The organism is Streptomyces sp. HUAS MG91, assembly GCF_040529335.1.
Classification (GTDB): domain Bacteria; phylum Actinomycetota; class Actinomycetes; order Streptomycetales; family Streptomycetaceae; genus Streptomyces; species Streptomyces tabacisoli.
Window position 1 is genome coordinate 8,051,401 of record NZ_CP159534.1, and the last position, 25,931, is coordinate 8,077,331.

The window sequence follows — 25,931 nt, forward strand, 5'->3', positions numbered from 1 at the left end:
GAGCTAGAATCCTGAAATAGGTGCCGCATGGCGGCATTTGCGATCTTCTGACGTCCCGCGGGATGCGGCGGTGCCGGCCGCCCGTCCCCGCTTCTCCTGGTGGCCGGCCGCCCCTTCGGAGAACCCCGTGACGAAGTTCCTCAGCGCCGAGCGGGCGATCCGCGCCGCCGCGCCCTTCGACCTGCTGGAGACCGTGCGCCGGGCGCTCGTCGAGGAGTACGGAGCCCTCTCCGTCGATCTGCTGATGGCCGACTACAGCCTGACGCTCCTGCAACCGGTGACGGAACTGCCGCACACCGCCGAGCCCGTCCCCGTGCACGCCAGCGCCGCCGGCCGGGCCTTCGCCAGCCAGGACGCCCACACCAGGACCGTGCGCGGCGAGGGATCCGTGGATCTCTTCCTGCCGGTCACCGTGCGCGGCGACAGACTCGGCATCCTCGCCGTGCGCGTGCCGGAGAAGAGATGCACGCCCCAGGAGGTCGACGAGCTCACCGACCTCGCGGAGATCCTCGGGCACGAGATCGTCGTCGCCGACCGGGACACCGACGTCTATCTGCAGGCCCGCAGGGCGAGCCGGCTCACCCTGGCCGCCGAGATGCAGTGGCAACTGCTGCCCGGCCGCTCCTACACGCGGACCGAGTACGCGATCGGCGCCCAGCTGGAACCCGCGTACGCCATCCACGGCGACAACTTCGACTGGGCCGCGACCGGCGACACCCTCACCCTCACCGTCACCAACGGCATGGGGGAGGGGATCGAGGCCTCGCTCCTGACCAACCTCGCCGTCAACGCCCTGCGCAACGCGCGGCGGGCCGGCATCGGCATCGCCGACCAGGCGGCCCTCGCCGACCAGGCGCTCTACGCACAGCACCGCGGCGAGCGATACGTCTCCACGCTGCTGCTCTCCTTCGACCTGGCGACCGGGCGGGTGCGGGCGGTGGACGCCGGCTCGCCGCAGCTGTGGCGCCGGCGCGGCCGGACGGTGGAGCAGATCCCGTTCGAGGCGCAGCTGCCCCTCGGGATGTTCGAGGAGACGGACTACGTGGAGCAGGAGTTCGACGTGCTCCCCGGTGACCGGCTCCTCTTCGTCAGCGACGGCGTCTACTCGGCGCTGTCCTCGACGGGCGAGGCCTACGGCGAGCGCAGGCTCGCCCGTGCCGTCCAGGCCGCGAGCCTGCTGCCGGCGTCGGCGGTGCCGCGGGCGATCCTCCAGGAGCTGGCGGGGCATATGAACGCCGATGCGGAGGACGATGCTCTCGTGGTGTGTCTCGACTGGTTCGGGCGTGAATCCCGTTCGGTCTGAGTCGGAAACTGTCCGATCTCCCGCGAACCCTGTCGACAGCAGGGATGTCTGTTGCCGCAGGGACCCTTACCATGCAAATGTTGCTCCATGGAAAGCATGCAGGAGTGCGCCGATCGCGCAGCGGAACAAGTCCGTTGAGCCAGGCGTCGATTGCTCTCCACGGACCTGCGGCGAAGGGTGGTGTGGGCTCGTCATTCCCGAGCCCTGCGTGATGGTTTCCCCCACGGAACCAAAGAACCCGCGAAGCGCGGACCTGGTATCGGCCCCACGGGCCGCCCGTCCCACCGTCACGGTGGACGGCGCGGGCCGCGTGCTGTCCTGCGACGATCCGGCGGGCGGCCTCCTCAGGAACGTCCGCGTCGGCGCGCTGCTCGCAGACACCGCCCCCGGCTGGCTGTCCCGGGCCCACACCGACCTGCTGACGGGTGGCGACGAGACCCAGCCCCAGGTGGCCCGGGGCCGGATCGGCGAGGGAACGGTCGAGGCCTTCCCCAGCCGGCGCACCGACGGCGCCGTGTCCTGGTGGCTGGTCGACGACAGCGATCTGCGCTCGGCCCGCGACCAGCTGGAGACCGAGCGCGCCCGCTCACGCCTGCTCCAGGAGGTCTCCAGCGAACTGCTGGCGTCGCTAAACGTGGACCGCTGCATGGCGGTGACCGCGTCGCTCGCGGCGGCGCACCTCGCCGACGCGGCGGTCATCGTCGGGGTCGGCAACGGCCGGAGCCACCCGGTGACCTGGGCGTGCGGCGACCGTGTGACCCAGGACGACGTCGTCCTGGACCCCGCCGACCTGCCGGGCCTGACCGAGGCGCTGCTGGGCTTTCCCCCGGTGCCCTCCCGCTGGATCGACCCCGCAGGGACACCGGCCTGGGCGATCCCCGAGGGCTTCGACCGGACGGCCTCCGAGATCGGCTCGGTGGTCGTGGTGCCGCTGCCCGGACACGGCTTCCCGGCCGGCGCCCTCGTCCTGCTGCGCCGCTGCGAGGAGGCGGCCTTCAGCGAGGCGGAGGAGACCTTCGCGCGGCTCTTCGCCGCCCGCGCCGGAGCCGCCCTGTCGGCCGCCCGGATATACGCACAGCAGACGCGGATCACCGATGTCCTGATGCGGGAACTGCTGCCTCCGACGCTGCGCCGGACCCAGGGCATCGACTTCTCGGGCCGCTACCGTCCCTCCGCGGCGAGCGAGCGGATCGGCGGCGACTTCTACGACGTCCACCCGGCGGACGATCCCGACGGCGAGGCGTTCGCGGTCCTCGGCGACGTGTGCGGCAAGGGACTCGAAGCGGCCGTGCTCACCGGCAAGATCCGCAACACCGTCGAGGCGCTGCTGCCCTTCGCCTCGGACCACGCCCGCATGCTGTCGTTGCTCAACAGCGCCCTGCTCTCCTCCCACCACACCCGCTTCGCCACGATGGTGCTCGCCTCCGCGGTGCGCGAGCGGGACCGGGTCAGGCTCCGCGTCACGAGCGCCGGGCACCCCCCGCCCCTCGTCGTGCGCGCCGACGGCCGCGTCGAGGAGACCGGCACGCGCGGCACCCTGGTCGGCGTGCTCTCCGAGATGACGGTGACCGGCGCGAGTGTCGTGCTGCACCCCGGCGAGACCTGCCTGTTGTACTCCGACGGCATCACCGAGGCGCACGGCGGACCGCTGGGAGACCAGATGTTCGGTGAGGAACGGCTGCGCGCCGTGCTCGCCGAGTGCGCCGGGATGCCCGCGGAGGCGGTCACCGAGCGCGTGCAGATGGTCGCCTCGCAATGGGTCGGCGACGGCCCGCACGACGACATGGCGCTCCTGGCCATCACGGCCCCGCGCGCCACTCATCTCACCGCTGTGGACGGACACACCCGGGGAAGGTTCACGTCATGACATCGCCGAGCGTCGTCACGGACGAGACGCTGTCGTTCGATGTGCTGCGCGAGCAGCTGTGGAGAGCCGTGATCGCCTGCGACGACACGCACGCCGTGGCACTGACCCGATACGCCCTGGGCGAGCCCGGGCCCGCGGACCTGCCGGCCGCGGCCGAGCGGATCCTGCTCGAACTGATCGCGCCGGTCCAGCGGCGCGTCGGCCTGGAATGGGCGGCGAACACGCTCACCGTCGCCCAGGAGCACGCGGCCACCGCCATCAGCGCCCGCTGCGTCACCGCCGTCGCCGATCGCGCCGCGCGGACCCTGACCGGGCCGTCCCGCGGCCGGGTGACCGTGGCGTGTGTGGAGGGCGAATGGCACGCCCTGCCCGCCCGTCTGGTCGCCGAGATACTGCGACTGCGCGGCTGGACCGTCGACTACCTGGGCGCACAGGTGCCCACCGAGCACCTGGTCGCCCACCTCCACGCACGGGTCGCCGACGCGGTGCTGCTGTCCTGCTCGACACCGCCCCAACTGCCCGCGGCGCACACGGCGATCAGCGCCTGCCAGGCCGGTGGAACCCCGGTGCTGGCCGGGGGCGCCGGCTTTGGTCCGCAGGGGCGCCACGCGCTGCGGATGGGCGCCGAGTGGGCCGCCGACGCCGATGCCGCGCACACCCTCCTGGAGGCGGGGCTCGACCGGCCCGGCGCGTCGGCCGTCCGTCTCGCGAACCACGATCTGCCGCACCTCGACGACCAGGAATACACCGCGGTGAAGCGGTCGAAGCGGCAACTGATCAAGCAGGCCTTCGTGGACCTCGAAGAGGCCTTCCCGCCGATGGCCGCCTACAGCGCCGTGCAGCGGGACCGCACCGCCGAGGACCTGGACCACATCGTCACGTACCTCGCCGCGGCCCTCTACGTCGACGACGCCGAGCTGTTCACGTCCTTCGTCGCCTGGACCGCCGACATCCTCGGCGCCCGCGGCGTCCCGCCGCACAGCCTGCTGCCGGTCCTGGACTCGCTCCTGCGCCGGCTGACCGACTTCCCGCGCGCCGTACGGATCCTCGCCGCGGCCCGCAAGATCCTCACCGTTCCCCGACCCGGACAGCCCGCATGACCACGTACACCGCCCTGAGCGTGACCGCCGACGAGCCGTGCGACGGCGTACTGACCCTGAGGGTCGCCGGTGAGCTCGACTACGACACCGACGCCATCTTCACCCGGCTGACGGAGGCCGCTCTGCACGGGCGGCCGGACGTCGGCACCGTCCTGCTGGACTGCGCCGAGCTGCGCGGCGTCGACTCCATGGGGCTCTCCGCGCTCCTCGCGCTGCACCGCCGGCTCGACCGGGACGGCCTGACCCTGCGCATCACCGGGCGCTCACCGCGCCTGGACCGGCTGCTGACGGTCACCGGCACCTTCGAGCACCTCGTCGGCGAGGCCGAACCCGGTGAGGACGAGCGGGAACAGGCCGTCGCCGATGCCGAGGACGCGCCCCGGGGTCCCGCCGGCTGACCCGCGGGTCAGCCGCGCGGGTCGGCGCCGCCGTCCGTCAGGTCGGCGTGCACCAGCAGCATGCGGGCCAGCTCCCTGGCCTCGGCGCCGGTGAGCGACGCCCACACCCCCGGCTCGCCGCCCCGGTCCGCGCCCACGTCCAGGGTGACCCGGCTGATGGGCCGGCCGGTGGGCGCGAGCTGGATGCGGTGCACGGCGATCCTGCGCCCGCATGTCGTCACGACACAGCTGTCCTCGTCGTTCAGCGGTCCGTCGGGTCCTGACCTCGCCATCACTCTCACACTCCTCCGCCCCCGATGGGGCCCTGCCGCCTGTTGTCCGCGCACTGCACACCTGGCCAGGTATCAGGAACAGCGCCACAGACGGCCGCATTGTTCCGCCGGAGCGTGTGAAGTGCCGCCCGCCGTCAGTGCGCGTGCGGCTCTTCCCGGTGGACCGGGCCGTGGGCGTCCGCGCAGTGGGCGTCGGTCCCGGCCGCGCCGGACCGGGCGACATGGAGGACGGGCTCCGGGGCGTGATCGACCTGAAGGGTGGTGTGCGTGATGCCGTAGTCGTCGCGCAGCAGTTCGCCCAGCACACGGCGTACGGCGTGGCAGTCGCCCCCGGGCTCGACCAGCACGTGCGCGGACAGGGCAGCCTGCCCCGAGGTGATCTGCCAGACGTGCAGATCGTGCACCTCGACGACCTGCTTCTGCGCGACGAGCCGGTCGCCGAGGGCGTCGGGGTCCAGGCCCGCGGGGGCGGCCTCCAGGAAGATGCGCCCGGAGTCCCGCAACAGCCCGTACCCCGCCTTCACCATCAGGACGACGACCACGAGGGTGGCGATGGCGTCGGCGCGGGCGAAACCGGTGAGGACGACGATCAGGGCGGCGATCGCGGTGCCGATGAACGCGAACAGGTCGTTGAGGATGTGCTGGTAGGCGCCCTCCACATTGAGCGAGGAGCGGTTCGCCCGGGACAGGCACCAGGTCGCGGCCACGTTCACGACGATGCCGGCGAGCGCGGTCGCGAGCATCAGCCCGCCCGCCACCTCGGGCGGCGCGAAGAGCCGGCGCACGGCCTCGTACGCGAGCCACACCGCGAGGAGGAGCAGCGTGAGCCCGTTGGCCTGCGCGGACAGGATCTCCACGCGCTTGAGCCCGTAGGTGAAGCGGCCCTTCGCGGGCCGGGCCGCCAGCCGCATCGCGATCAGCGCGAGCACGATGGACGCCGCGTCCGTGAGCATGTGCGCCGCGTCCGAGATCAGCGCGAGGGAGCGGGCGACCACGCCGATGACGATCTCGACGGCCATGAATCCCGTGATCAGCGTCAGCGCGATGGCGAGCCAGCGGCGGTCGGCGTCCGCCGAGACACCGTGGCCGTGACCGGCGTGCCCGTGGCCGCCGTGGTCGTGCGCGTCCCCGGGACTGTCGGTGTGCCCCGACGTCGGCTCGTGGTCGTGCCGGCTCATGTGCGCGTCCTCCCCCGTCGACGGATGCTTCCCTGGCAGTCAAACGCATGCCGCGCCCCTCGGCAAAGGCTGCACCGGTGACCGTTGTCATGTCGGATAGGAAGCCGCTGACCTGCGCCTCTTCCGGGCGGCCCGCAGGACGGGTGTGGTGTTCCTCGCGGGGGACCTGAGTTTTTGACCTGCATGGAGTGCTGATCGTGGGGCAGGTGGGGTGGCCTGAAGGTGTTTGTCTTCCTGTCCGGAAGCGGCGCGTACCGGGAGACCGGACCGCGCCCCGTCCGGAGGGAAGCCGGAGGAAGGAAAACCGTCAGTGAGCGCGGAGACGACGCAGGCGGCAAGTGAGGCCGAGCCCGAGTGGAACCCGGAGGCGGTCCGCCGCCACCGGGGCCTGTTCCGGGTGATCGAGCGACGGCGCAGCCCCAAGCTGCGGCGCAGCGACATCACCGTGACCGAGGAGCCGGCGGTCAAGCGTGCGGTGAAGGCCGCGATGCTCGGCAACGCCATGGAGTGGTTCGACTTCGGCATCTACTCCTACATGGCCGTCACCCTGGGCAAGGTGTTCTTCCCGTCGGGCAACCCGACGGCCCAGACCCTCGCCTCGTTCGGCGCGTTCGCCGCGGCCTTCCTGCTGCGGCCGATCGGCGGATTCGTCTTCGGCCCGCTCGGTGACCGGATCGGCCGCAAGAAGGTCCTCTCCCTCACCATGATCATGATGGCGCTCGGCACCTTCGGCATCGGCCTGGTACCCAGTTACGCCGCCATCGGCATCTGGGCGCCGGTCCTGCTGCTCCTCTTCCGCGTCATCCAGGGCTTCTCGACCGGCGGCGAGTACGGCGGCGCGGCCACCTTCATCGCCGAGTACGCGCCGGACAAGCGCCGCGGCTTCTTCGGCAGCTACCTGGAGTTCGGCACGCTCGCCGGATACGTCGGCGCGGCCGGCCTGGTCACCATCCTGACCACCGCCCTGGACGACGGCGCCATGCTCTCCTGGGGCTGGCGCGTACCGTTCCTGGTCGCCGGACCGCTCGGCCTGATCGGCATGTACATGCGGCTCAAGCTGGAGGACACCCCGGCCTACCAGGAGCTGGAGCGCGAGCAGGAGCGCGGCGCGGAGCGCCCGAAGTTCAGGTTCGGCCCGTTCTTCCGCGACCACTGGCGCGCGCTGCTGCTGTGCATGGTGCTCGTCGCCGCCTACGACATCGCCGACTACGGCCTGCTGTCGTACATGCCGACCTACCTGACCGACGAGCTGAAGTACGGCTCCACCGCGGGCCTCGTGGCCCTCGTCGTCGTCATGGTCGTCCTGATGTGCCTGGTCCACCCGCTCGGCGCCCTGTCCGATCGGGTCGGCCGCAAGCCCGTCCTGCTCACCGGCATGCTCGGCTTCGTCGTCCTGACCGTGCCCGCCTTCCTGCTGCTGCGCGCCGGAGGCCACTTCGCGATCTACGCCGGTCTGCTGCTGCTCGGCCTGTGCCTGCTGACGTTCCTCGCGACGATGTCCGCCGTGCTCCCGGCGCTCTTCCCGACGGAGGTGCGCTACTCGGCGCTCGCGATCTCGTTCAACGTCGCCGGCTCCCTCTTCGGCGGCACCACGCCGCTGGTGATGGAGGGCCTGACGAGTGCGACCGGCAACAACCTCATGCCGGCGTTCTACATGATGTTCGCGGCCGTCGTCGGCGCGGTCGCCGTCCTGTTCATGAAGGAGACGGCGCGCCAGCCGCTGGCCGGGTCGCCGCCGTCGGTCTCCACCGCCGAGGAGGCCTCGGAGCTGGTCGCCGCCCAGTACACGCGCGGCCCGCTCTCGCAGCTCCCCGCCGACCTTCCCGACAGCCCGGCCGAGCCGGAGCAGCCCGGCAACCGGGAACCGGCCGGCGTCTGAGCCGCCGTGACACGTGTGGGGCCCGCGGAGACACCTCTCCGCGGGCCCCACACGTGTGCCGGGTCAGCCGACGAGCAGAACGAGCTTCCCGCGCACCCGGCCGCTCTCGCCGGCCCGGTGCGCCTCCGCGATCCCGGCGAGCGGAAAGGTGGTCACGACGGGCGGCGCGAAACGCCCGGCCTCGATCAGCGGTCCGAGGTCGGCCAGCGCGTGGATCGCGCGTCCGTCGTCGCCGCGGCTGAACCGCACCCCGTGCTCCCGCGCACCGGCGACGTCGGCGACGGTCAGCACGTGCTCCGCACCGCCGGCCAGCCCGATCAGCTCGGGCAGCACCCCGCTCCCGGCGACATCGAGCGCCAGGTCGACCCCGTCGGGCGCCAACTCCCGCACCCGCTCGACGAGTCCGTCGCCGTAGGCCACCGGCTCGGCGCCCAGGGAGCGCAGGTGGGCGTGGTTGGCCGGACCCGCGGTGCCGATCACCCGCGCCCCGCGCGCCACCGCGAACTGCACCGCCGCACTGCCCACGCTGCCGGAGGCGCCGTTGACGAGCACGGTGTCGCCGCGTCCGACGCCGAGCTGGTCCAGTGCCCGCACCGCCGTCTCGACGGAACTGGGCAGCGCGGCGGCAGCGGCGAAGCCGAGCGACGGCGGGACCGGCGCGTACACCGCCAGAACCGCCCGTTCGGCCTGGGCCGCGCCGTCGGGGCAGAAGCCGAAGACACGGTCGCCGACGGCCACGTCCGTGACGCCCGCGCCCACCTCGTCGACGACGCCCGCCGCCTCGTAGCCCAGGGTCTGCGGAAGTTCCTGGTCCATCAGGCCGCGCCGCTTCTTCCAGTCGCTGGCGTTGACCCCGGCCGCGCGCACCGCGATCCGCACCTCGCCGGGGCCCGGGTGCGGATCGGGCAGGTCGACGATGCCGAGGACGTCGGGGTCCCCGAACGCGCTGAAGCGGGCGGCCTTCATCCACGGCTCCGATCTCACCCGGGGCCGAACGCGCGGTCGGCGGCGGGGTGCTGTTCCTTGGGTCGTTCCGACGACGACGCTACGGGACGGATCACGCCGGCGCCCCTTCGCCCCGCGCCGGGGGGCGTGCCACGGTCCCGGGCGCCGTCGCGCCCACCCGCACTCCGTCCCCGCGCACCCCGCACCGAACGAATCGAGGCGGCGCGGCCGGGAGTCGACCTCGTCTCCACCACCCTGTCCGGGTACGTCCCGGGATCGCCGCGGCGGAACGGCCCTGCGGGTCCATCGCCGAACTCGGCGCGGTCGTCGCCGGTCCGGTCGCCGCCGAGGGCCGGATCGCCACCCCCGCACGGGCCGCGAGCGTGCTCGTCGGCGCCGCGCCGACCCCGCTGACCCGGCTCTTCGTGGAGGAGCCGGGCGGCTGATCGAATCCGGACGACTTTCTCCAAGAACGGCCTGATCCGGTGGGTGCGGCCGGAGCCGCTGATTCCCCGGACACGTCACGTCAGCACAGGTCACACGGTGTGCCCGGCCTTCGGGGCAACTGTGGGCGAACATCGGCCAGTTGAGTCGACTTCAAATATCAAGCACAAATTCCACACATCCCCCTCTTCAGGGGGGTCCCCATGGTCTAGATTGACCGTGCTTCACATGCTGGGACACGAGGCGACAAATGATGATCTATTGATCAGGAGTTACTGCTGATCAAACAGGCGTCACTCCGGTACCGGCAGTGAGGTGATCCATTCGTGGAGTCCAGGAGGGGCCCTGGGTGAGGGGAGCACCCAAGGTGTCGACGGGTTCTCGTGTGCTGTCGCGGTTTGCGCGGGGCAGACAGGCGGGTAGTCGTCGTGACGGGCTCGAGCAGCGCTGAACGGCCGAGAGGCCGAGCACGGAAGGCGGGGGCCTTCCGGCGGGAGAACGGCGCGGTGCGGGAGGCGGGGGCCTCCTGGGGGATCTGAGTCACCGACCATGCATCACCACTGGGGACCGGGGGGTTTCTGTGCGGCAGGGGGGATTAGTCGGCCCTTTTTCGTCGACGCGAGGGCGTCTGACGGATGAGGCGATCAGCCAGCCGGCGAACGACTGGGAGCAGCGGTACCGCCGCTCCGTCATCACGAGCGACATGGTGGCCACCGCCCTGGTGGTCGCGGGCATAGGCAACTTCTTCGGCGCGCGCGACGCGGCCAACTGGCACGAGAAGTGGGGGATCCTGGCCTTCGGCACCGAGCTGCTGGTGCTGGCCGCCCTCACGGTGAGCCGTGCCTGGGCACCCGCCGTCCTCGGCCAGGGCGCCGAGGAGTTCCGCCGTCTGGGGCGCTCGCTGTTCACGGCGACCGTCGTGCTCGCGCTCGGCGGCATAGCGCTCACCTCGCGGAACATCAAACTCTGGATCTTCGTCGCGATACCCGCGATCGGGATCGTCACCATGACCGAGCGGTATCTGCTCCGCCTCTGGCTGCACAAGCAGCGCAAGGAAGGGCAGTGCCTCAGACCCGTGCTCGCCGCCGGAAGCCCGGCCACGGTGCACGACCTGATCACCCGGACCCGCAAGTTCCCGCATCTCGGCTGGCGGATCGAGGCCGTGTGCACGACGGACGGGCTCGGGCCCGACGGCGACCACCTCGACGGGGTGCCGGTCGTCGGCCAACTCGCCGACCTCGCCGGCCATGTGCACCGCGACGGCTATCGCGTCGTCGCCGTCACCCCCGACCCGCACTGGACCCCGGACCGGCTGCAGCGACTGGCCTGGAACCTGGAGGGCAGTGACGCCGAGATGGTTGTGGCCCCCGTGCTGATGGAGGTGGCCGGCCCGCGCCTGCACGTCGACGCGGTGCTCGGGATCCCGCTGCTGCGGGTCAGCCTGCCGACCTTCACCGGGGCCCGCCGGGCCATCAAGGCGGCCGTCGACCGGCTGGGCGCGGCACTGCTGCTGGTGCTGTTCGCACCGCTGATGGCGTTCGTCGGACTGTCCGTCCTGCTGGACAGCCGCGGCGGGGTGTTCTACCGCCAGCGCCGAGTCGGCAAGGACGGCCAGGAGTTCACCATTCTCAAGTTCCGCACCATGGTCGCCGGAGCCCACGCGGCACGCGCCGAGCTGGCCGACCGCGACGAGGGCGCGGGACTGCTGTTCAAGATGCGCCGGGACCCGCGGGTGACCCGGGTGGGAACCGTGCTGCGCCGGTACTCGCTCGACGAGCTCCCGCAGCTGTTCAACGTACTCACCGGGGCGATGTCGCTCGTCGGCCCGCGGCCTCCGCTGCCGGAGGAGTCCGCCGCGTACGGACCGGACATAAGGCGCCGGCTGCTGGTCAAGCCCGGACTCACCGGGCTGTGGCAGATCAGCGGGCGCAGCGACCTGCCGTGGGAGGAGGCCGTCCGCCTCGACCTGCGGTACGTGGAGGACTGGTCACTCGCCCTGGACACAGTGATCTTGTGGAAGACGCTGCGAGCGGTGATCCATGGACAGGGGGCGTACTGATGCGTGGGGACCGCCGGACCGGCGGCACGCGGACCGCAGGCCACAAGGGCCTGCCTGGGGGGAGCAACAAGTCATGAGAGTCAGCGTTTTCGGCCTCGGCTATGTGGGCTGCGTGTCGGCCGCGTGCCTGGCCAGCATGGGCCACGAGGTCATCGGAGTCGACGTCAACCAGGTGAAGGTGGACCTGGTCAACGACGGCAAGGCACCCGTGGTCGAGGAGCGGATCGGCGAGCTGATCGCCGACGTCGTGCGGACCGGCGCACTGCGCGCCACCCGCGACGTGCGGGAGGCGATAGCCGACAGCGAGGTGTCGCTGATCTGCGTGGGCACGCCGTCGGAGCCCAACGGCAGCCTGTGCACCACTTATCTGGAGCGGGTCACCGAGGAGATCGGCACGGCACTGGCCGAGCGCGGCGGACGGCACACCGTCGTCTTCCGCAGCACCATGCTCCCCGGCACCTGCCTCAACCTGCTCGTGCCGATCCTGGAGAAGGCCGTCGGCGGCACCGCCGGCGTGGAGCTCGGCGTCGCGGTCAACCCCGAGTTCCTGCGCGAGGGCACGAGCGTGCGGGACTTCTTCGACCCGCCCAAGACCGTCATCGGCGAACTGGACCCGGCCAGCGGCGACGCCGTCCAGGCGCTCTACGCGGACCTGCCCGGCGAGGTGTTCCGCGTACCGATCCCGACGGCCGAGGCGATCAAGTACGCCGACAACTCGTTCCACGGCCTCAAGATCGGCTTCGCCAACGAACTGGGCGCCGTCTGCCAGGCGCTCGGCGTCGACCCGCACCAGGTGATGGACGTCTTCCTCGCCGACCGCAAGCTGAACATCAGCCCCGCCTACCTGCGCCCCGGCTTCGCCTTCGGCGGCTCCTGCCTGCCCAAGGACCTGCGCAGCCTCGTGTACGCGGCCCAGCGCGCCGACGTGTCGGTGCCGATCCTGTCGCACGTGCTGTCGTCCAACGCCGACCACCTGCAGCGCGCGGTGAACCTCGTCGAGCGCACCGGCAAGCGGCGGGTGGGCCTGTTCGGCCTGTCCTTCAAGCCCGGCACCGACGACCTGCGCGAGAGCCCGCTCGTCGAGCTGGCGGAGCGGCTCTTCGGCAAGGGCTACGACCTGCGCATCTACGACGCGAACGTCAGCATGTCCCGGCTGCTCGGCGCCAACCGCGAGTACATCGAGAACCGGCTGCCGCACCTCGCCCAGCTGCTCGCCGACTCCGTCGACGAGGTGCTCGACCACGCGGAGGTGTGCCTGGTCGGCACCCGGGACGAGGCCGTGCTCGCGGCCCTGCCCCACGGTGAGGGACCCGACATCATCGACCTCGTCCGCCTCCCCGACGCCGAAGCGCGCCGGACCGAACCGGGATACATGGGCCTTGTCTGGTAGCGCGACCGGCGGCGACGGCACGGGCCGGCGCGCGCTGATCCTGGTGGAGAACCTGTCCGTGCCGTTCGACCGGCGGGTGTGGCAGGAGTGCACGACCCTGCGCGAAGCGGGCTGGCAGGTGGACGTCATCTGCCCCCGCGGCGAGAAGCGGGACACGGAACCGGAGGCGGTGATCGACGGGGTGCGGATCCACCGCTACCCGCTGCGCGCCGCCACCGGCGGCCCGGCCGGCTACCTGCGCGAGTACGGCTCGGCCCTGTGGCACACGGCCCGCCTGGCCCGCAAGGTCGGCCCGGTCCACGTGGTCCACGCCTGCAACCCGCCCGACCTGCTGTTCCTCGCCGCACGGCGGCTCAGGCGGCGCGGCGCGCGGTTCGTCTTCGACCAGCACGACCTGGTGCCCGAGCTGTACCTGTCCCGGTTCGGCCGCGGCAAGGACCTGCTCTACCGCGCCGTGTGCGCGCTGGAGCGGCGCACCTACCGGGCCGCGGACATCGTGATCGCCACGAACGAGAGCTACCGGGACGTCGCCGTGCGCCGCGGCGGCAAGCGGCCGGAGGACGTCTTCGTGGTGCGCAGCGCGCCCGCGGTCGAGCGGTTCCAACCGGTCCCGCCCGACCCGGAGTTGAAGCGCGGCAAGCCTCATCTGCTGTGCTATCTCGGCGTGATGGGCCCCCAGGACGGCGTCGACTACGCACTGCGGGCCCTCGCGAAGCTGCGCGACGAGTTCGGGCGGACCGACTGGAACGCGGTGTTCGTCGGCTCGGGTGACGCCTTCGACGCGATGGTGGAGCTGTCCCGGTCGCTCGGACTCGACGACCAGGTCCGGTTCACCGGCCGCATCCCGGACGCCGACCTGGTGCGCCACCTGTCCACGGCCGACGTCTGCCTCTCGCCGGACCCGCTCAATCCGCTCAACGACGTGTCGACCATGAACAAGGTCCTGGAGTACATGGCGATGGGCAAGCCGCTCGTCTCCTTCGAGCTCCGGGAGGCACGCGTCTCCGCCGGCGACGCCGCCGTCTACGCGCCGGCCAACGACGAGGCCGAGTTCGCCAAGCTCATCACCGTGCTGCTCGACGATCCGGAGAAGCGGGCCCGGATGGGCCGGATCGGCCAGGAGCGGGTCAGCGGGCCGCTCTCGTGGAGCAACTCGCAGGCCTCACTGCTCGCCGCCTACGCCGCGGCGTGCGGCGATCGCGCACCGGCCGCGTCGGCCACGACGGCACGGACAAGGAAGAGGCTGCGTCGTTGAACGAAGACACGATCCGTCTGGTCGTCATCGGACGGATGCTCCGACGGCGGTGGCGGCTGCTCGCCGCCCTCGCCGTGGTGGGCGCGCTCGTCGGCTACGGCGCCTCACTGGTGGTGTTCCCGCCGCGCTACACGACCACGGCCTCGGTCCTGCTGCCCGGCCAGTGGGAGGAGCGTGAACTGCTCACCGAGGTGGACATCGCGACCAGTTCGACGGTGCTCGACCTCGCGGCCGACAAGCTGCGCTGGGCGGGCGTCAGCGGCACCGACCTCAAGGACCAGGTCGTCGCCAAGGCGGCGGACGGGAACATCATCAAGATCTCCGGCACGGCCGACACACCCAAGCACTCCCAGCAGCTCTCCGACCGGACGGCGGAACAGTTCGTCGGCTTCGCCAAGCAGATCGCGGGCGGCAGCGCCGACAGCGAGGCGGCCACCCAGCGCGCGGCGCTGCGCAAGCAGGTGGAGGCGGCCAACCGCCGCATCAGCGACCTGGCCCAGGCCGCCGACCCCGGGCAGACCGTGGAGGGCGTCGAGGCCCGCACCTCGCTGGAGAAGCTGCGCACCTCGCTGGAAGAGGCGATGACGAAGCTCGACCAGGCCGCCCCGGCGAGCAACACGGCCGGCATGGTCGTCATGGGTCCGGCGGTCCGGCCCACCGGCGAAGCGGCCCCGACCCGGGTCCAGCTCATCGCCGGGGGAGCCCTGGTGTTCTTCCTGCTCGCGGTCATCGGCCACCTCGCCGCGGCCCGGATGAACCGGCGTCCTCGTACCGAGCGGGAGATCGCCACCGCGCTGGGCGCGGACCTCATCGGCACCGTCGACGTCCCCGACGACCGGCACGCGCACCGGGCGGAGGGCGGCGGCGCCCGGACCCGGATCGGCCGGCTCCTCGGCACCGACGTCCGATGGGACACCCCGGCCCCGCAGAGATCGGGCGACGAGGCCGGCAGACGCGTCCGCTACCGGCGCGTGTGCGCCCGCCTGCGCGACCGCTCGCCGGGACCCCAGCGGCTGCTGGCGATCGTCCCCGAGGGCGATCACGTCGCCCACCGGGCGGCCGGACAGCTCGTCGCCGAGGCCACGAGCGGCGCGTCCACCGGCTCCGCGAGCGGGGGACACCCCTTGCTGCGGCTGCTGCCGGTGTCCGTGGACCGGCCGATGGTGCCGGACCGCGCGACCGAGTCCGGAGCCCTGATCGTGGTCAGCGCGGGCAACTGGACCACCGCCGAACTCAGCGGCATCGCCCGGGCCTGCGCGGACGGCGGGCACGAGGTCGTCGGCCTCGTCGTCGCCGACCCGGTCCTGGCCCGGCCCGCGTCACCGGCCGACCACCCTCCGCACCACGCCGCACCGGCGCCGGCGGTACACAGCCACGCCACGGGAGGCTCAGCGTGACGACGAGCACGACAGCGGAGTCGTCGGCGGCCACTCCGCTCCTCGACCTCCAGGGACTGGTGGTCGCGGTGCGCAGGCGCCGTCGCCTCTGGTCGGCCATGGCCCTGCTCGGACTGCTGGCCGGCGCTGCGGTGGCGATCCTGCTGCCGCCACCGCCGAGCGCGGTGACCAAGATCCTGGTCGCCCACGCCGACGACCAGCCGAACGACACCGGGACACTCATCCGCACCGACGTCCAGGTGCTGGAGACCACCCGGATCGCCGAACTGGCCCTGAACTCGCTGAAGTCCACCGAGAAGCCCGAGGACCTCATGCGGGACTACCAGGGGACCGGCCTGACCAACAACCTGCTCCAGATCGACGTCAGCGGCGACACCAAGGCACAGGCGGTCGACCGCGCCCAGGCGCTGGCCGACGCGTTCGTCGCCGACCACGTACGGCGGATGCGGGCCACCGCGAAGGCCGAATCGGACGCCCTGCTCGAACAGCGCGACCGGATGCGCGACGAACTCGCCCAGGTCAACAAGGAGATCGGCAACCGCTCACCGAACACCGACCCGCAGGCGTCGGCGAGCCTGGAGACGCTCTTCGCCCGCCGGGCCGAACTCAACTCGCGCATCGCCGACTTCGACGAGCGCGCCGCGGACGCCCGCACCGGCACGCCCCAGGTCGTCTCCGGCACCGAGATCGTGGACGCCCCGCGCGCCGTGCCCTACTCGATGCCGAAGGCCGCCGCCACCGACGCCGCGATCGGGCTCGTCCTCGGCCTCGTGGTCGGCCTCGCCCTGGCCGCCGTCGGCGTGGTGGTGAAGGACCGCCCGGTGCTGCGCCGGGACATCGCCTCCCACCTGGGCGCCTCGGTCATCACCGATCTGCCCCGCCGGTCCGTCCTGCCCTGGCGGCGGCGCCGGGCCCGGGTGGCCCAGGAGCGGCTCACCACGAGCCTCACCCGCACCGTGCGCGGCTCCGCCGAAGCGGTGTCCCTGCTGGAACTGGGCGCGGCCCACACCGCCGGCGTGCTCGCCGTGGCCGTCGCCAGGAACCTCGCGGCGGAAGGACCCGTGGTCGTGGTCGACGGACTGCCGGGCTCGGAGCTCTCCGGCCGCCGCGCCAAGCCCGGCGACCCGGCCGTGATCAGCGGCGAACGGGCCGCGGCCGAACCGCAGCAGGGGCTCCGGCTCGGCGTCGGCTCGGTGGCGCCCGGCACCGCCTGGACCGACCTGCAGTACCTCGGCACCCAGACCGTGCTCGTCGTCCGGGCCGGACACGGCAGCGCCGCCTGGCTGCACACCGTCGCCCGGCAGCTCGCGGACCAGCGCATACCCGTGATCGGGGTGGTGCTGACCGACCCCGATCCCAAGGACCGCACCGACGGCACGCTGTGGGACGGACTGCACACCGCACTGCGCGGACGCAGCGAACGACAGGCACAGCCGGGCGGGACCGCGCGGCGCGCGGAGCGGCAGCCGATGTGGGCCGCACACGGCGCGGACAACGAGCAGGAGGCGCGGTAACCCATGTGTGGCATCGCAGGCACGTACCGATGGCCGGACGGGAAGATCGTCACCGACCGGCTCACGGACATCCTCGCCCACCGCGGCCCCGACGGAGCCGGCCGGTACGGGCACCCCGTCGCCGACGGCGAGGTGCAGCTCGGACACCGGCGGCTGTCCATCGTCGACCTGTCCGAGACCGGCGCCCAGCCGATGGTCTCGGACGGCCTCGCCCTGACGTACAACGGCGAGCTGTACAACGCGCCGGAACTGCGCGCCGAACTGGAGTCCAAGGGCGTCCGCTTCCGCGGCACCTCCGACACCGAGGTGGTCCTGGAGGCCTGGCGGCGCTGGGGCACCGACTGCCTGCCCCGGCTGCGCGGCATGTTCGCGTTCGGCATCTTCGACGAGCGCACCGGCGAACTGGTGCTCGCCCGTGACCAGTTGGGCATCAAGCCGCTGTTCCTGCTGCGGCGCGGCACGGGCCTGGTGTTCGCCTCCGAGCTGAAGGCGCTCGCCGCCGCGACCGGCGGCAGGCTGGAGGTGGACCACGCGGCGCTGGTCGCCTCGCTGCTCTACTACTGGGTGCCGGACTCCCGCTGCGCGTTCCGCGAGGCGGAGAAGCTGCCGCCGGGCAGCTGGCTGCGCGTCCGCCCCGACGGCCGGGTCGAGCGGGGCACGTACTGGAGCCTGAAGCAGGTCGCCGCGGAGGGCCAGGACCGCGCCCGCAGCGGCGAACTGCCCGACCTCGCGGCGATCGTCGAGGAGTCCACCCGGCGCCATCTGCTCGCCGACGTGCCGGTGGCGACCTTCCTCTCCGGCGGCCTCGACTCCAGCTATCTCACCGCGCTCGCCGCCCGCCACCAGCCCGGGATCTCCGCCTACACGATCGGATTCCGCGCCGAGGACGCCAAGTTCGAGGCGATGCCCGACGACCTGCGCTACGCCCGGCAGGTCGCCGAGCGGTTCGGCGTCGACCTGCACGAGATCGAGATCGCCCCCAACGTGCTCGACCTGCTGCCGCAGATGACGTACGCCCTGGACGAGCCGATCGGCGACCCCGCCGCGATCAACACCTTCCTGATCTGCACGGCAGCCCGTGAGGCCGGGGTCAAGGTGATGCTGTCCGGGATGGGCGCCGACGAACTGTTCGCCGGCTACCGCAAGCACCTCGCCAACACGATCGCGACGCGCTACCAGCGCGTGCCCCGGCCGCTGCGCCGCGGAGTGTCCGCGGCCGTCGGCCGGCTGCCGGTCGCCACCTCCCGCAGGGGACTGCGCTCGGTGCGCTTCGCCAAGCGGTTCCTGTCCTTCGCCGAACTGCCGGAGGAGACCGCGTTCCGGCGCAGCTACACCATGTACGACCGGACGGAACTGCTCGACCTCATCGACCCCGACCTGGCCGGAACGGTCGACGACGTCCTGACCGAGCACGCGGACACCTACGCGGACAACAACCTCGACGACTTCGTCAACCGCATGTGCCTGACCGACGCCCGGATGTTCCTGCCGGGCCTCAACCTCACGTACACCGACCGCTCCAGCATGGCCGCGTCGACCGAGGTCCGGGTGCCCTACGTGGACGTCGAGGTGGTGAAGGCCGCGTTCGCCCTGCCCGGGGACCGCAAGATCGCCGGCAGGCAGGGTAAGGCCGTCCTCAAGGAGGCGGCCACCTCGATCCTGCCCCGGGAGATCGTCTACCGGCCCAAGGGCCTGTTCAGCGCCCCGCTGCGGGCCTGGATGAGCCGGGACCTGGCACCCCTGGTGCGCGAGGTGGTCAACGACGGAGAGCTGGTCCGCTCCGGTTTCCTGCGCCGCGACGCGCTGCGCCGCCTGGTCGCCGAGGACGCCGCCGGACAGCAGGACTACTCCAAGCATCTGTGGCACGTACTGACTCTCGAGCACTGGTACCGCGACGCGACCTCCGGGTCCGGCCAGAGCGCTCGCTTGACGGCTTAGGAAATAGAGGAGTTCGGGTGAAGCAGGTCGTACAGAACTACAAGAGCGGCGAGCTGGCGGTGCTCGACGTGCCGGTACCGGGGTGCAAGCCGGGTGGGGTGCTGGTCCGCAGCGCCTACTCGCTGATCTCCACCGGGACCGAGATGATGAAGGTGTCCGAGGCCGGCATGTCGATGCTGGGCAAGGCCCGTTCCCGCCCCGACCAGGTGGCCAAGGTCATGCAGAGCGTCGCCACCAACGGGGTGCCCGCCACCTATCGCAAGGTGATGGGCAAGCTCGACTCCTACACACCGCTCGGCTACTCGCTGTGCGGGATCGTCGAGCAGGTCGGCGCAGGCGTCGACGACGTGAAGGTCGGCGACCTCGTGGCCTGCGCGGGCAACGAGCACGCGCTGCACGCCGAGCTGAACTGGGTGCCGAAGAACCTCTACAGCCCGGTGCCCGAGGGCCTCGCGCCCCGGCACGCGGCCTTCGGCACCGTCGGGTCGATCGCGCTCCAGGGCGTCCGCCAGGGCGAGCCGCAGCTCGGTGAGGTCGCCCTGGTCATCGGCCTCGGCCTGATCGGCCAGCTGGTGACACAGCTCCTGACCGCAGCGGGCGTCCGCGTCGTCGGCGTCGATCCCGACCCGAGCCGCTGCGAACTCGCCGAGCGCCTCGGCGCCGCGGCGAGCGGCGACCCCGCCTCCGCCGCCGTGGAGGCCGCCGTCGCCGAACTCACCGGCGGACACGGCGTGGACCAGGTGTATCTGGCCGCCGGCGGCTCCAGCAACCAGCCCGTCGAACTGGCCGCCCGGCTCTGCCGGGACCGCGGCCGCGTCGTCGACATCGGCAAGTGCCGGCTCGACCTGCCCTGGAACGCGTACTACGAGAAGGAACTCGACGTCCGCTTCTCGCGCAGCTACGGTCCCGGGCGCTACGACCCGGAGTACGAGCTGGAGGGGCGCGACTACCCGATCGGCTATGTGCGCTGGACCGAGCGCCGCAACCTGGCCTGCTTCCTCGACCTCGTCGCCCGCGGCCGCGTCGACGTGGACCCGCTGGTCTCCCACATCGCCGACTTCGACGACGCGGTGGACACCTACCAGCGCCTGAAGGACGGCGAACTCAAGGCCGTGGCCGTGCTGTTCCGCTACGCCGACCAGGAGCCGGAGGCCGAGAAGGAGACGCCGGCCCCGACGGTGACCGTGCCCGCCGTGACCGTGCGGCCGGGTCAGGCGCGGGCCGTCTCGTCCCCGGTGCGGATCGCGTTCGTCGGCGCGGGCAACTACGCCACCTCGATGCTGCTGCCCCACCTCGCGCGGCGCGACGGCGTCGAGCTGTCCACCGTCGTCACCACGACCGCGCTGTCGGGGGCCAACGCCCAGCGCAAGTTCGGCTTCGCCGAGGCGACCACCGACCTCGACGCCGTCCTCGGCGACACCTCGATCGACGCGGTGTTCGTCGTCACCCGGCACAGCTCGCACGCCGAACTGACCCGGCAGGCCCTCCTCGCCGGCAAGGCCGTCTTCGTGGAGAAGCCCCTGGCGCTCACCGAGGACGAACTGGCCGGCGTGCTCGCGGCGGTCGAGGAGTCCGGCAACGACCGGCTCCAAGTCGGCTTCAACCGCCGCTTCGCCCCGCTGCTGCGCGAGGCCAAGGGACGGTTCGGCGTCCGCACCGGACCGGCGAGCCTGCGCTACCTGGTCAACGCCGGCCGGCTGCAGCACGGCAGCTGGTACCTCCAGCAGGGCACCGAGGGCTCCCGGTTCGCCGGTGAGGGCGGCCACTTCATCGACACCGCGAGCTGGCTCCTCGACGCCGACCCCGTCTCGGTCTACGCGACCGGCTCGGCCGGCAACGAGGACCTCCAGGTCGTCCTGCGCTACGCGGACGACTCCACCGCCACCATCAGCTACGTGACCACCGGCGCCCCCGGCTACCCCAAGGAGACGCTGGACCTGGTCGCGGACGGCAAGGTGCTCCGCCTCGACGACTTCGTCCGCGCCTCGGTCTACGGCCGCAAGCGGTGGGTCAGCTCGCGGCTGCCCAAGGCCCGGGACAAGGGCCAGAACGCCGAGCTGGCCGCGTTCGTCAAGGCCGTGCGCACCGGCGGACCGATGCCCGTGCCGCTGGAGTCGCTGGCCGCCACCACCGCGGCCACCCTCGCCGTGCAGACCGGCCTGGCCGGCGGCGCGCCGGTGACGTTGGCGGGGCCGCGATGACCATGAGCGCGGGCTGGTACCTGCGGCGCCTCTCCGCGATGGGGCCGCAGGAGATCGCGGGCCGGGCCGGCGACGCCGTGCGCCGTCGCCGGTGGCGGTCGGTGCGCCCCGACGGCCCGGGCGCGACCGGCGCCCGGTTCACGGCGGTGCTGCCCGCCGGGACGGTCGCCGCGATCCCGCCGGATGCCGCCAAGCGGCTCGTCGCCGAGGCGGACCGGCTGATGTACGGGCACGTCGAGTACTTCGGGGTGGTCCGCGACGACCTGGCCGACCCGGACTGGTGGTGCGACCCGAAGACCGGCCGCCGCGCCCCGTGGGGCTACGCCTTCGACGTGCCGTACCGCGACGAGGACGCGGTCGGCGACATCAAGCAGATCTGGGAGCTGTCCCGGCACCAGTACCTCACCCAGCTCGCCGCCGCCTACGCGATCACCGGCGACGAGCGGTACGCCGAGCGGACCGCCGACCACCTGCGCTCGTGGTGGGCGGCCAACCCGCCGCTGCGCGGCGTGCACTGGATCAGCGGCATCGAGCTGGGCATCCGGCTGCTCTCCTGGGTGTGGGTCCGGCGGCTGCTCGACGGCTGGTCCGGCGCCGCCGCCCTGTTCGAGGACAACCCCGTCGCGGTGAACCAGATCTGGCACCACCAGCGCTGGCTGGCCGCCTTCCCCAGCCGGGGCTCGTCGGCGAACAACCACGTCATCGCCGAGGCCGCGGGACAGTACGCCGCGGCCTGCGCGTTCGACTGGTTCCCGGCCTCGGCACGCTGGCGCGACGGCGCGCTGCGCTCGCTCGACCGGAACCTGCGCGCCAACACCTTCCCCTCGGGGCTCAATCGCGAACTGGCCTCCGAGTACCACGGCCTCGTCCTCGAACTCGGCCTGGCCGCGCTCGCCGAGGCCGACGCGGCGGGCCGACCGGTCCCCGCGACGCTGCGGCTCGTCCTGCTGCGGATGACCGACGCGCTCGCCGCCGTCGTGGACAACCGGCTCAGACCGCCGCGCCAGGGCGACGCCGACGACGGCCACGGCCTGGTCGTGGACGGCGGCGGCACCGACCGCTGGGCCTCGCTGCTCGCCACCGGCGCGGCCGTGTTCGGCCGGCTCGACTGGTGGCCCGAGGTGACCGGCACCGATGTGCGCACCCCGCTCCTCGCCGCGCTCATCAAGCCCGTACCCCCGTCCGCGGCCCGCCCGAAGACCCGCCCGGCCCACTTCGCCGACGCGGGGATGACCGTCCTGCGCGGCCCGGAGAAGATCTGGTGCCGCTGCGACGGCGGCCCGCACGGCTTCCTGTCCATCGCCGCGCACGCCCACGCCGACGCGCTGTCCGTGGAGGTCCGGCACGACGGGGTCGACGTCCTCGCCGACCCCGGGACGTTCTGCTACCACGGGCAGCCCGAGTGGCGGCGGTACTTCCGCTCCACCCTCGGCCACAACACCCTGGAACTGGACGGCACCGACCAGTCCGGTTCCGGCGGCCCGTTCCTGTGGACCCGGCACGCCCGCACCCGCGTCCTGGCGGTGGAGACGTCCGGGGACGTGGCCCGGTGGAGCGCCGAGCACGACGGCTACCAGCCGTCCGTGCACCGCCGCCGGGTGGAGCTGACCGCCGAGAGCGAGGAACTGCGTCTCGTCGACGAGGTGCGCGGACCGCGCCGGGATCTCCGGCTCGCGTTCCACCTCGGCCCGACGGTCGCCGCCGACCTGGTGGGCAACCGCGCCGTCCTCACCTGGATCCACGAGGGCGAGGGCCGTTCCGCGGTGCTCGACCTGCCCGCGCAGCTGAGCTGGCGGGCGCACCGCGGGGAGACCGAACCGCCACTGGGCTGGTACTCCCCGGGATTCGGACGCAAGGAACCCACCACCACGCTGGTCGGGACCGGCAGCGCCGACGGCGCCGCCGACTTCACGACCGTGCTCAGGTTCCGCGGGTAGGGGGGCACGTGGGCTACAAGAGACGGCACTGGGCGCTGGCGGTGGCACCGCTGGCGCTGGCCCTGCTGGCGACGGCCGGCTGCGACAGCGGCACGCCGACGTCGGACGCCGGGTCGAAGCCGAAGAGCACACCGCCGTCCACCGCGTCGTCGAAGACGCCGGTGGCCCGGGTGTGCGCCGCGTCGCCCGCCGGGCCGGAGAAGGCACCGGCCGGCGCGGTCACGGTCGACCCCAAGAAGGTCGGTGACCTGGCGGCGAAGACCAAGAGCAGCCCCGCGCACACCACGTTCTGGCTGCGCCCGGGCAAGCACCGCCTCGAATCGGACCGCTACGCCCAGGTCATCCCGAAGAAGGGCGACCGCTACCTCGGGGCGCCGGGCGCGGTGCTCGACGGCCACCGGAAGAACCAGTACGCCTTCGGCGGGACCGCGAGCGGCGTCACCATCAGCCACCTGACCGTGCAGGGGTTCGTGGCACCGCCGGACGAGGGCGTGGTCAACCACGACTCGGCCGACGGCTGGGTCATCGAGCACAGCACGATCCAGAACAACTCCGGTGCCGGGCTGATGGCCGGCGCCCGCCAGCAGGTCCGGGACAACTGCCTGCGCGACAACGGCCAGTACGGCATGAACGCGTACAAGTCGTCGGGCCGGGTCACCGGCCTCGTGGTCGAGGGCAACGAGATCGTCGGCAACAACACCGGCGACTGGGAGCGCAAGCGCAAGGGCTGCGGCTGCACCGGAGGCATCAAGTTCTGGGCCGTCGACGGCGCCGACGTGCGCGGCAACTGGGTGCACGACAACCGCGGCACGGGCCTGTGGGCGGACACCAACAACAACGACTTCCGCATCGAGAAGAACGTCCTGGAGAGCAACGACGGTGCCGCGCTGATCTACGAGACCAGCTACAACGCGGTCATCCGCAACAACGTCATCCGGCGCAACAACTGGGTCGAGGGCCGCAAGGCGGCGGAGGGGGGCGACACCTTCCCGTTCGCCACCGTCTACCTGTCCGAGTCCGGCGGCGAACCACGGATCAAGGCCCGTACCGACAAGATCGACATCTACGGGAACCTGCTGGAGGACAACTGGTCCGGCATCACCCTCTGGGAGAACGCCGACCGGTTCTGCAACAGCCCCGCCAACACCTCGTCCGGTGACTGCACCCTGCTGGTGAAGAAGACCAAGCGCTGCGCCGAACCCGCCATAGGGAAGGCGCCGCTCTACGCCGACTGCCGGTGGAAGACCCAGCGGGTGGACATCCACGACAACCGCTTCGTGCTCGACAAGTCCGTCGTCAAGTGCACGGTGAAGTGCGACCGGATGGCGGTCCTCGCCAACTACGGCACCTATCCCGACTGGTCGCCGTACCAGGGCGAGAAGGTCGCCGAGGCGATCACCCACAAGCAGGACAACCGCTGGCACGACAACGTCTACCGCGGTCCGTGGAAGTTCGTCGTCCAGGACCAGAGCAAGGTGATCGACTTCACGCAGTGGAAGAGCCAGAGCTTCCGGCAGGACAAGGGCAGCACCATCGACCCGCGGGCCGGTGGTTGAGATGACGACATCGCTCCACGCCCCGGCGCCCGTCACCGGACCGCGCCCGGCGGGCACCCCGAAGCTCGCCGGGATCGCCTGGGGACTGCTGATCCTCAACACGCTCGGCTCGGCCGGCGCGAAGACCATCGTTCCGCTGCCCCGCTCGCTCATCCAGATGGTCACCATGGGCTCGCTCGTCGCCGCGTTCGCCCTCGCGCTCGCGGTCAACCTCCGGCTGCGGTTCCGGCCCAGCGCCTACGTGCTCCTGCTCAGCCTGCTGCTGGTCCCGAGCGTGCTCTCCAGCGTCCACCTGGAGGCCGGGTTCGGCGCGCTGTTCCGCTGTACCCGGCTCGCCCTCTTCGTCGCCACGCTGTGGCTCCTCACCCGCTGGTGGGACGGGGGCCTGACGTTCGTCCGGCACCACATCCGGATGTACTTCGCCGTGCTCGGGACGGTGGCCGCGGGCCTGGTCGTCTCGCCCGGCGCGGCGCTGCCCGACACCTACGGAGGACGGCTCGTCGGCGCGCTGTGGCCGCTCACCCCGCCGCAGATCGGACAGTACGCGGCAGTGATCATCGGGCTTACCGTGCTGCTGCTCCTGGGCCGGCGGACCGACCGCAGGAGCGCGGCGGTGATCATCGTGCCCTCGCTCGTCCTGCTGATGTTCACGCACACCAGGACGGCCACGCTCGGCCTGCTCGTCGGACTGGTCCTCGCGATCGGCTCGCTCCTGCTCACCAGCGCCGCCGCCCGCCGGTTCTTCACCTGGACCGTGGTGATCGCCACGACCGTCGCCGTGGTCTTCGCGGGCGCGCTCCAGTCGTGGTTCCTGCGCGGCCAGAGCCAGGAGAACTTCTCCAACCTCACCGGCCGCGCCAAGGTCTGGGACGCCCTGCTGGCCGAGCCGCGGTCGGTCTCGGAGATGCTGTTCGGCGTGGGCCTGGGCGACAAGTCGTTCGGCGGGCTGCCCATCGACAACAGCTGGCTGGCCGTCTACAACGAACAGGGCCTGGTCGGCGTCACCATCGTCGCGGCGTTCATCGTGGCCCTGGCCGCGGTCGCCCTGCTGCGACCGCCGTCGCTCCAGCGGGCCTGCGCGATCTTCCTGATCAGCTACTGCGCGATCGCCTCGTACACCGAGGCCGGGCTCGGTGACGCCTCGCCGTACCTGCTCCATCTCGCCCTGGCCGCGGCCCTGTTGGCCACACCCGTCGCGCAGCCGCAGCCACTGCCGCCGCCCGCGCTCCCGGCGCAGGCACGGGCGAAGGACCGCCCCTACATCCCGCGCTGGGCCCGTCGTCCGGAGGTGACCTGAG

The 25,931-nt window shown here is 72.2% G+C and carries 19 protein-coding genes; 16 read left to right on the top strand and 3 right to left on the bottom strand.

Going from position 1 to position 25,931, the window contains the following annotated elements:
• The first annotated feature begins 127 nt into the window (after window positions 1–127).
• From ABII15_RS36505 to ABII15_RS36520, 4 genes are all read left to right on the top strand, one after another.
• A complete protein-coding gene (locus tag ABII15_RS36505) occupies window positions 128–1,303 on the top strand; it encodes a PP2C family protein-serine/threonine phosphatase (RefSeq protein WP_353946572.1) in 1,176 nt (391 codons plus the stop codon).
• Between the two features lie 292 nt (window positions 1,304–1,595).
• Window positions 1,596–3,170, top strand: a complete 1,575-nt coding sequence (locus tag ABII15_RS36510; RefSeq protein ID WP_353946573.1) for a PP2C family protein-serine/threonine phosphatase — start codon at window positions 1,596–1,598, stop codon at window positions 3,168–3,170.
• A complete protein-coding gene (locus ABII15_RS36515) occupies window positions 3,167–4,270 on the top strand; it encodes a cobalamin-dependent protein (RefSeq protein ID WP_353946574.1) in 1,104 nt (367 codons plus the stop codon). Before ABII15_RS36510 ends, ABII15_RS36515 begins: the two co-directional genes overlap by 4 nt.
• The gene (locus ABII15_RS36520) at window positions 4,267–4,668 is read left to right on the top strand and encodes an STAS domain-containing protein (RefSeq protein WP_353946575.1); all 402 of its coding nucleotides are present in this window, start codon (window positions 4,267–4,269) and stop codon (window positions 4,666–4,668) included. The genes ABII15_RS36515 and ABII15_RS36520 overlap by 4 nt, the downstream gene beginning before the upstream one ends.
• Before the next feature lie 8 nt (window positions 4,669–4,676).
• On the opposite strand, the gene ABII15_RS36525 is transcribed toward ABII15_RS36520, so the two are convergent.
• Window positions 4,677–4,940, bottom strand: a complete 264-nt coding sequence (locus tag ABII15_RS36525; protein ID WP_353946576.1) for a hypothetical protein — start codon at window positions 4,938–4,940, stop codon at window positions 4,677–4,679.
• Window positions 4,941–5,074: 134 nt separating this feature from the next.
• Entirely contained in the window at window positions 5,075–6,118 is a 1,044-nt protein-coding gene (locus ABII15_RS36530) for a cation diffusion facilitator family transporter (protein ID WP_353946577.1), read from the bottom strand.
• Window positions 6,119–6,428: 310 nt separating this feature from the next.
• On the opposite strand from ABII15_RS36530, the gene ABII15_RS36535 reads away from it, so the two are divergent.
• A complete protein-coding gene (locus ABII15_RS36535) occupies window positions 6,429–7,997 on the top strand; it encodes an MFS transporter (protein ID WP_353946578.1) in 1,569 nt (522 codons plus the stop codon).
• Window positions 7,998–8,060: 63 nt separating this feature from the next.
• On the opposite strand, the gene ABII15_RS36540 is transcribed toward ABII15_RS36535, so the two are convergent.
• A complete protein-coding gene (locus tag ABII15_RS36540; protein ID WP_353946580.1) occupies window positions 8,061–8,963 on the bottom strand; it encodes an NADP-dependent oxidoreductase in 903 nt (300 codons plus the stop codon).
• Window positions 8,964–9,010: 47 nt separating this feature from the next.
• Here ABII15_RS36540 and ABII15_RS36545 point away from each other — a divergent pair, with 47 nt between their 5' ends.
• From ABII15_RS36545 to ABII15_RS36595, 11 genes are all read left to right on the top strand, one after another.
• Entirely contained in the window at window positions 9,011–9,388 is a 378-nt protein-coding gene (locus tag ABII15_RS36545; protein ID WP_353946581.1) for a hypothetical protein, read from the top strand.
• A 578-nt stretch (window positions 9,389–9,966) separates the two neighbouring features.
• A complete protein-coding gene (locus tag ABII15_RS36550) occupies window positions 9,967–11,445 on the top strand; it encodes a sugar transferase (protein ID WP_353946582.1) in 1,479 nt (492 codons plus the stop codon).
• Window positions 11,446–11,518: 73 nt separating this feature from the next.
• Window positions 11,519–12,835: a nucleotide sugar dehydrogenase gene (locus tag ABII15_RS36555; protein WP_353946583.1), complete on the top strand. Its 1,317-nt coding sequence runs from the start codon at window positions 11,519–11,521 to the stop codon at window positions 12,833–12,835.
• Window positions 12,825–14,090 carry a glycosyltransferase family 4 protein gene (locus ABII15_RS36560; protein WP_353946584.1) on the top strand — a complete coding sequence of 422 codons (1,266 nt, stop codon included), beginning with the start codon at window positions 12,825–12,827 and terminating at the stop codon, window positions 14,088–14,090. The genes ABII15_RS36555 and ABII15_RS36560 overlap by 11 nt, the downstream gene beginning before the upstream one ends.
• Window positions 14,087–15,487 (top strand): Wzz/FepE/Etk N-terminal domain-containing protein, encoded by a 1,401-nt coding sequence (locus ABII15_RS36565; protein ID WP_353946585.1) that lies wholly within the window; start codon window positions 14,087–14,089, stop codon window positions 15,485–15,487. The genes ABII15_RS36560 and ABII15_RS36565 overlap by 4 nt, the downstream gene beginning before the upstream one ends.
• Window positions 15,484–17,001 (top strand): Wzz/FepE/Etk N-terminal domain-containing protein, encoded by a 1,518-nt coding sequence (locus ABII15_RS36570; RefSeq protein WP_353946586.1) that lies wholly within the window; start codon window positions 15,484–15,486, stop codon window positions 16,999–17,001. The genes ABII15_RS36565 and ABII15_RS36570 overlap by 4 nt, the downstream gene beginning before the upstream one ends.
• 3 nt (window positions 17,002–17,004) lie before the next feature.
• The gene (gene asnB, locus ABII15_RS36575; RefSeq protein WP_353946587.1) at window positions 17,005–18,939 is read left to right on the top strand and encodes an asparagine synthase (glutamine-hydrolyzing); all 1,935 of its coding nucleotides are present in this window, start codon (window positions 17,005–17,007) and stop codon (window positions 18,937–18,939) included.
• A gap of 17 nt (window positions 18,940–18,956) precedes the next feature.
• Window positions 18,957–21,140, top strand: coding sequence for a bi-domain-containing oxidoreductase (locus ABII15_RS36580; RefSeq protein WP_353946588.1), 2,184 nt, complete (start codon window positions 18,957–18,959; stop codon window positions 21,138–21,140).
• Window positions 21,137–23,077 carry an alginate lyase family protein gene (locus ABII15_RS36585; RefSeq protein ID WP_353946589.1) on the top strand — a complete coding sequence of 647 codons (1,941 nt, stop codon included), beginning with the start codon at window positions 21,137–21,139 and terminating at the stop codon, window positions 23,075–23,077. The genes ABII15_RS36580 and ABII15_RS36585 overlap by 4 nt, the downstream gene beginning before the upstream one ends.
• An 8-nt stretch (window positions 23,078–23,085) precedes the next feature.
• Window positions 23,086–24,633, top strand: coding sequence for a right-handed parallel beta-helix repeat-containing protein (locus ABII15_RS36590; RefSeq protein WP_353946590.1), 1,548 nt, complete (start codon window positions 23,086–23,088; stop codon window positions 24,631–24,633).
• A 1-nt stretch (window position 24,634) separates the two neighbouring features.
• Window positions 24,635–25,930 (top strand): O-antigen ligase domain-containing protein, encoded by a 1,296-nt coding sequence (locus tag ABII15_RS36595; protein ID WP_353946591.1) that lies wholly within the window; start codon window positions 24,635–24,637, stop codon window positions 25,928–25,930.
• Window position 25,931 lies beyond the last annotated feature (1 nt).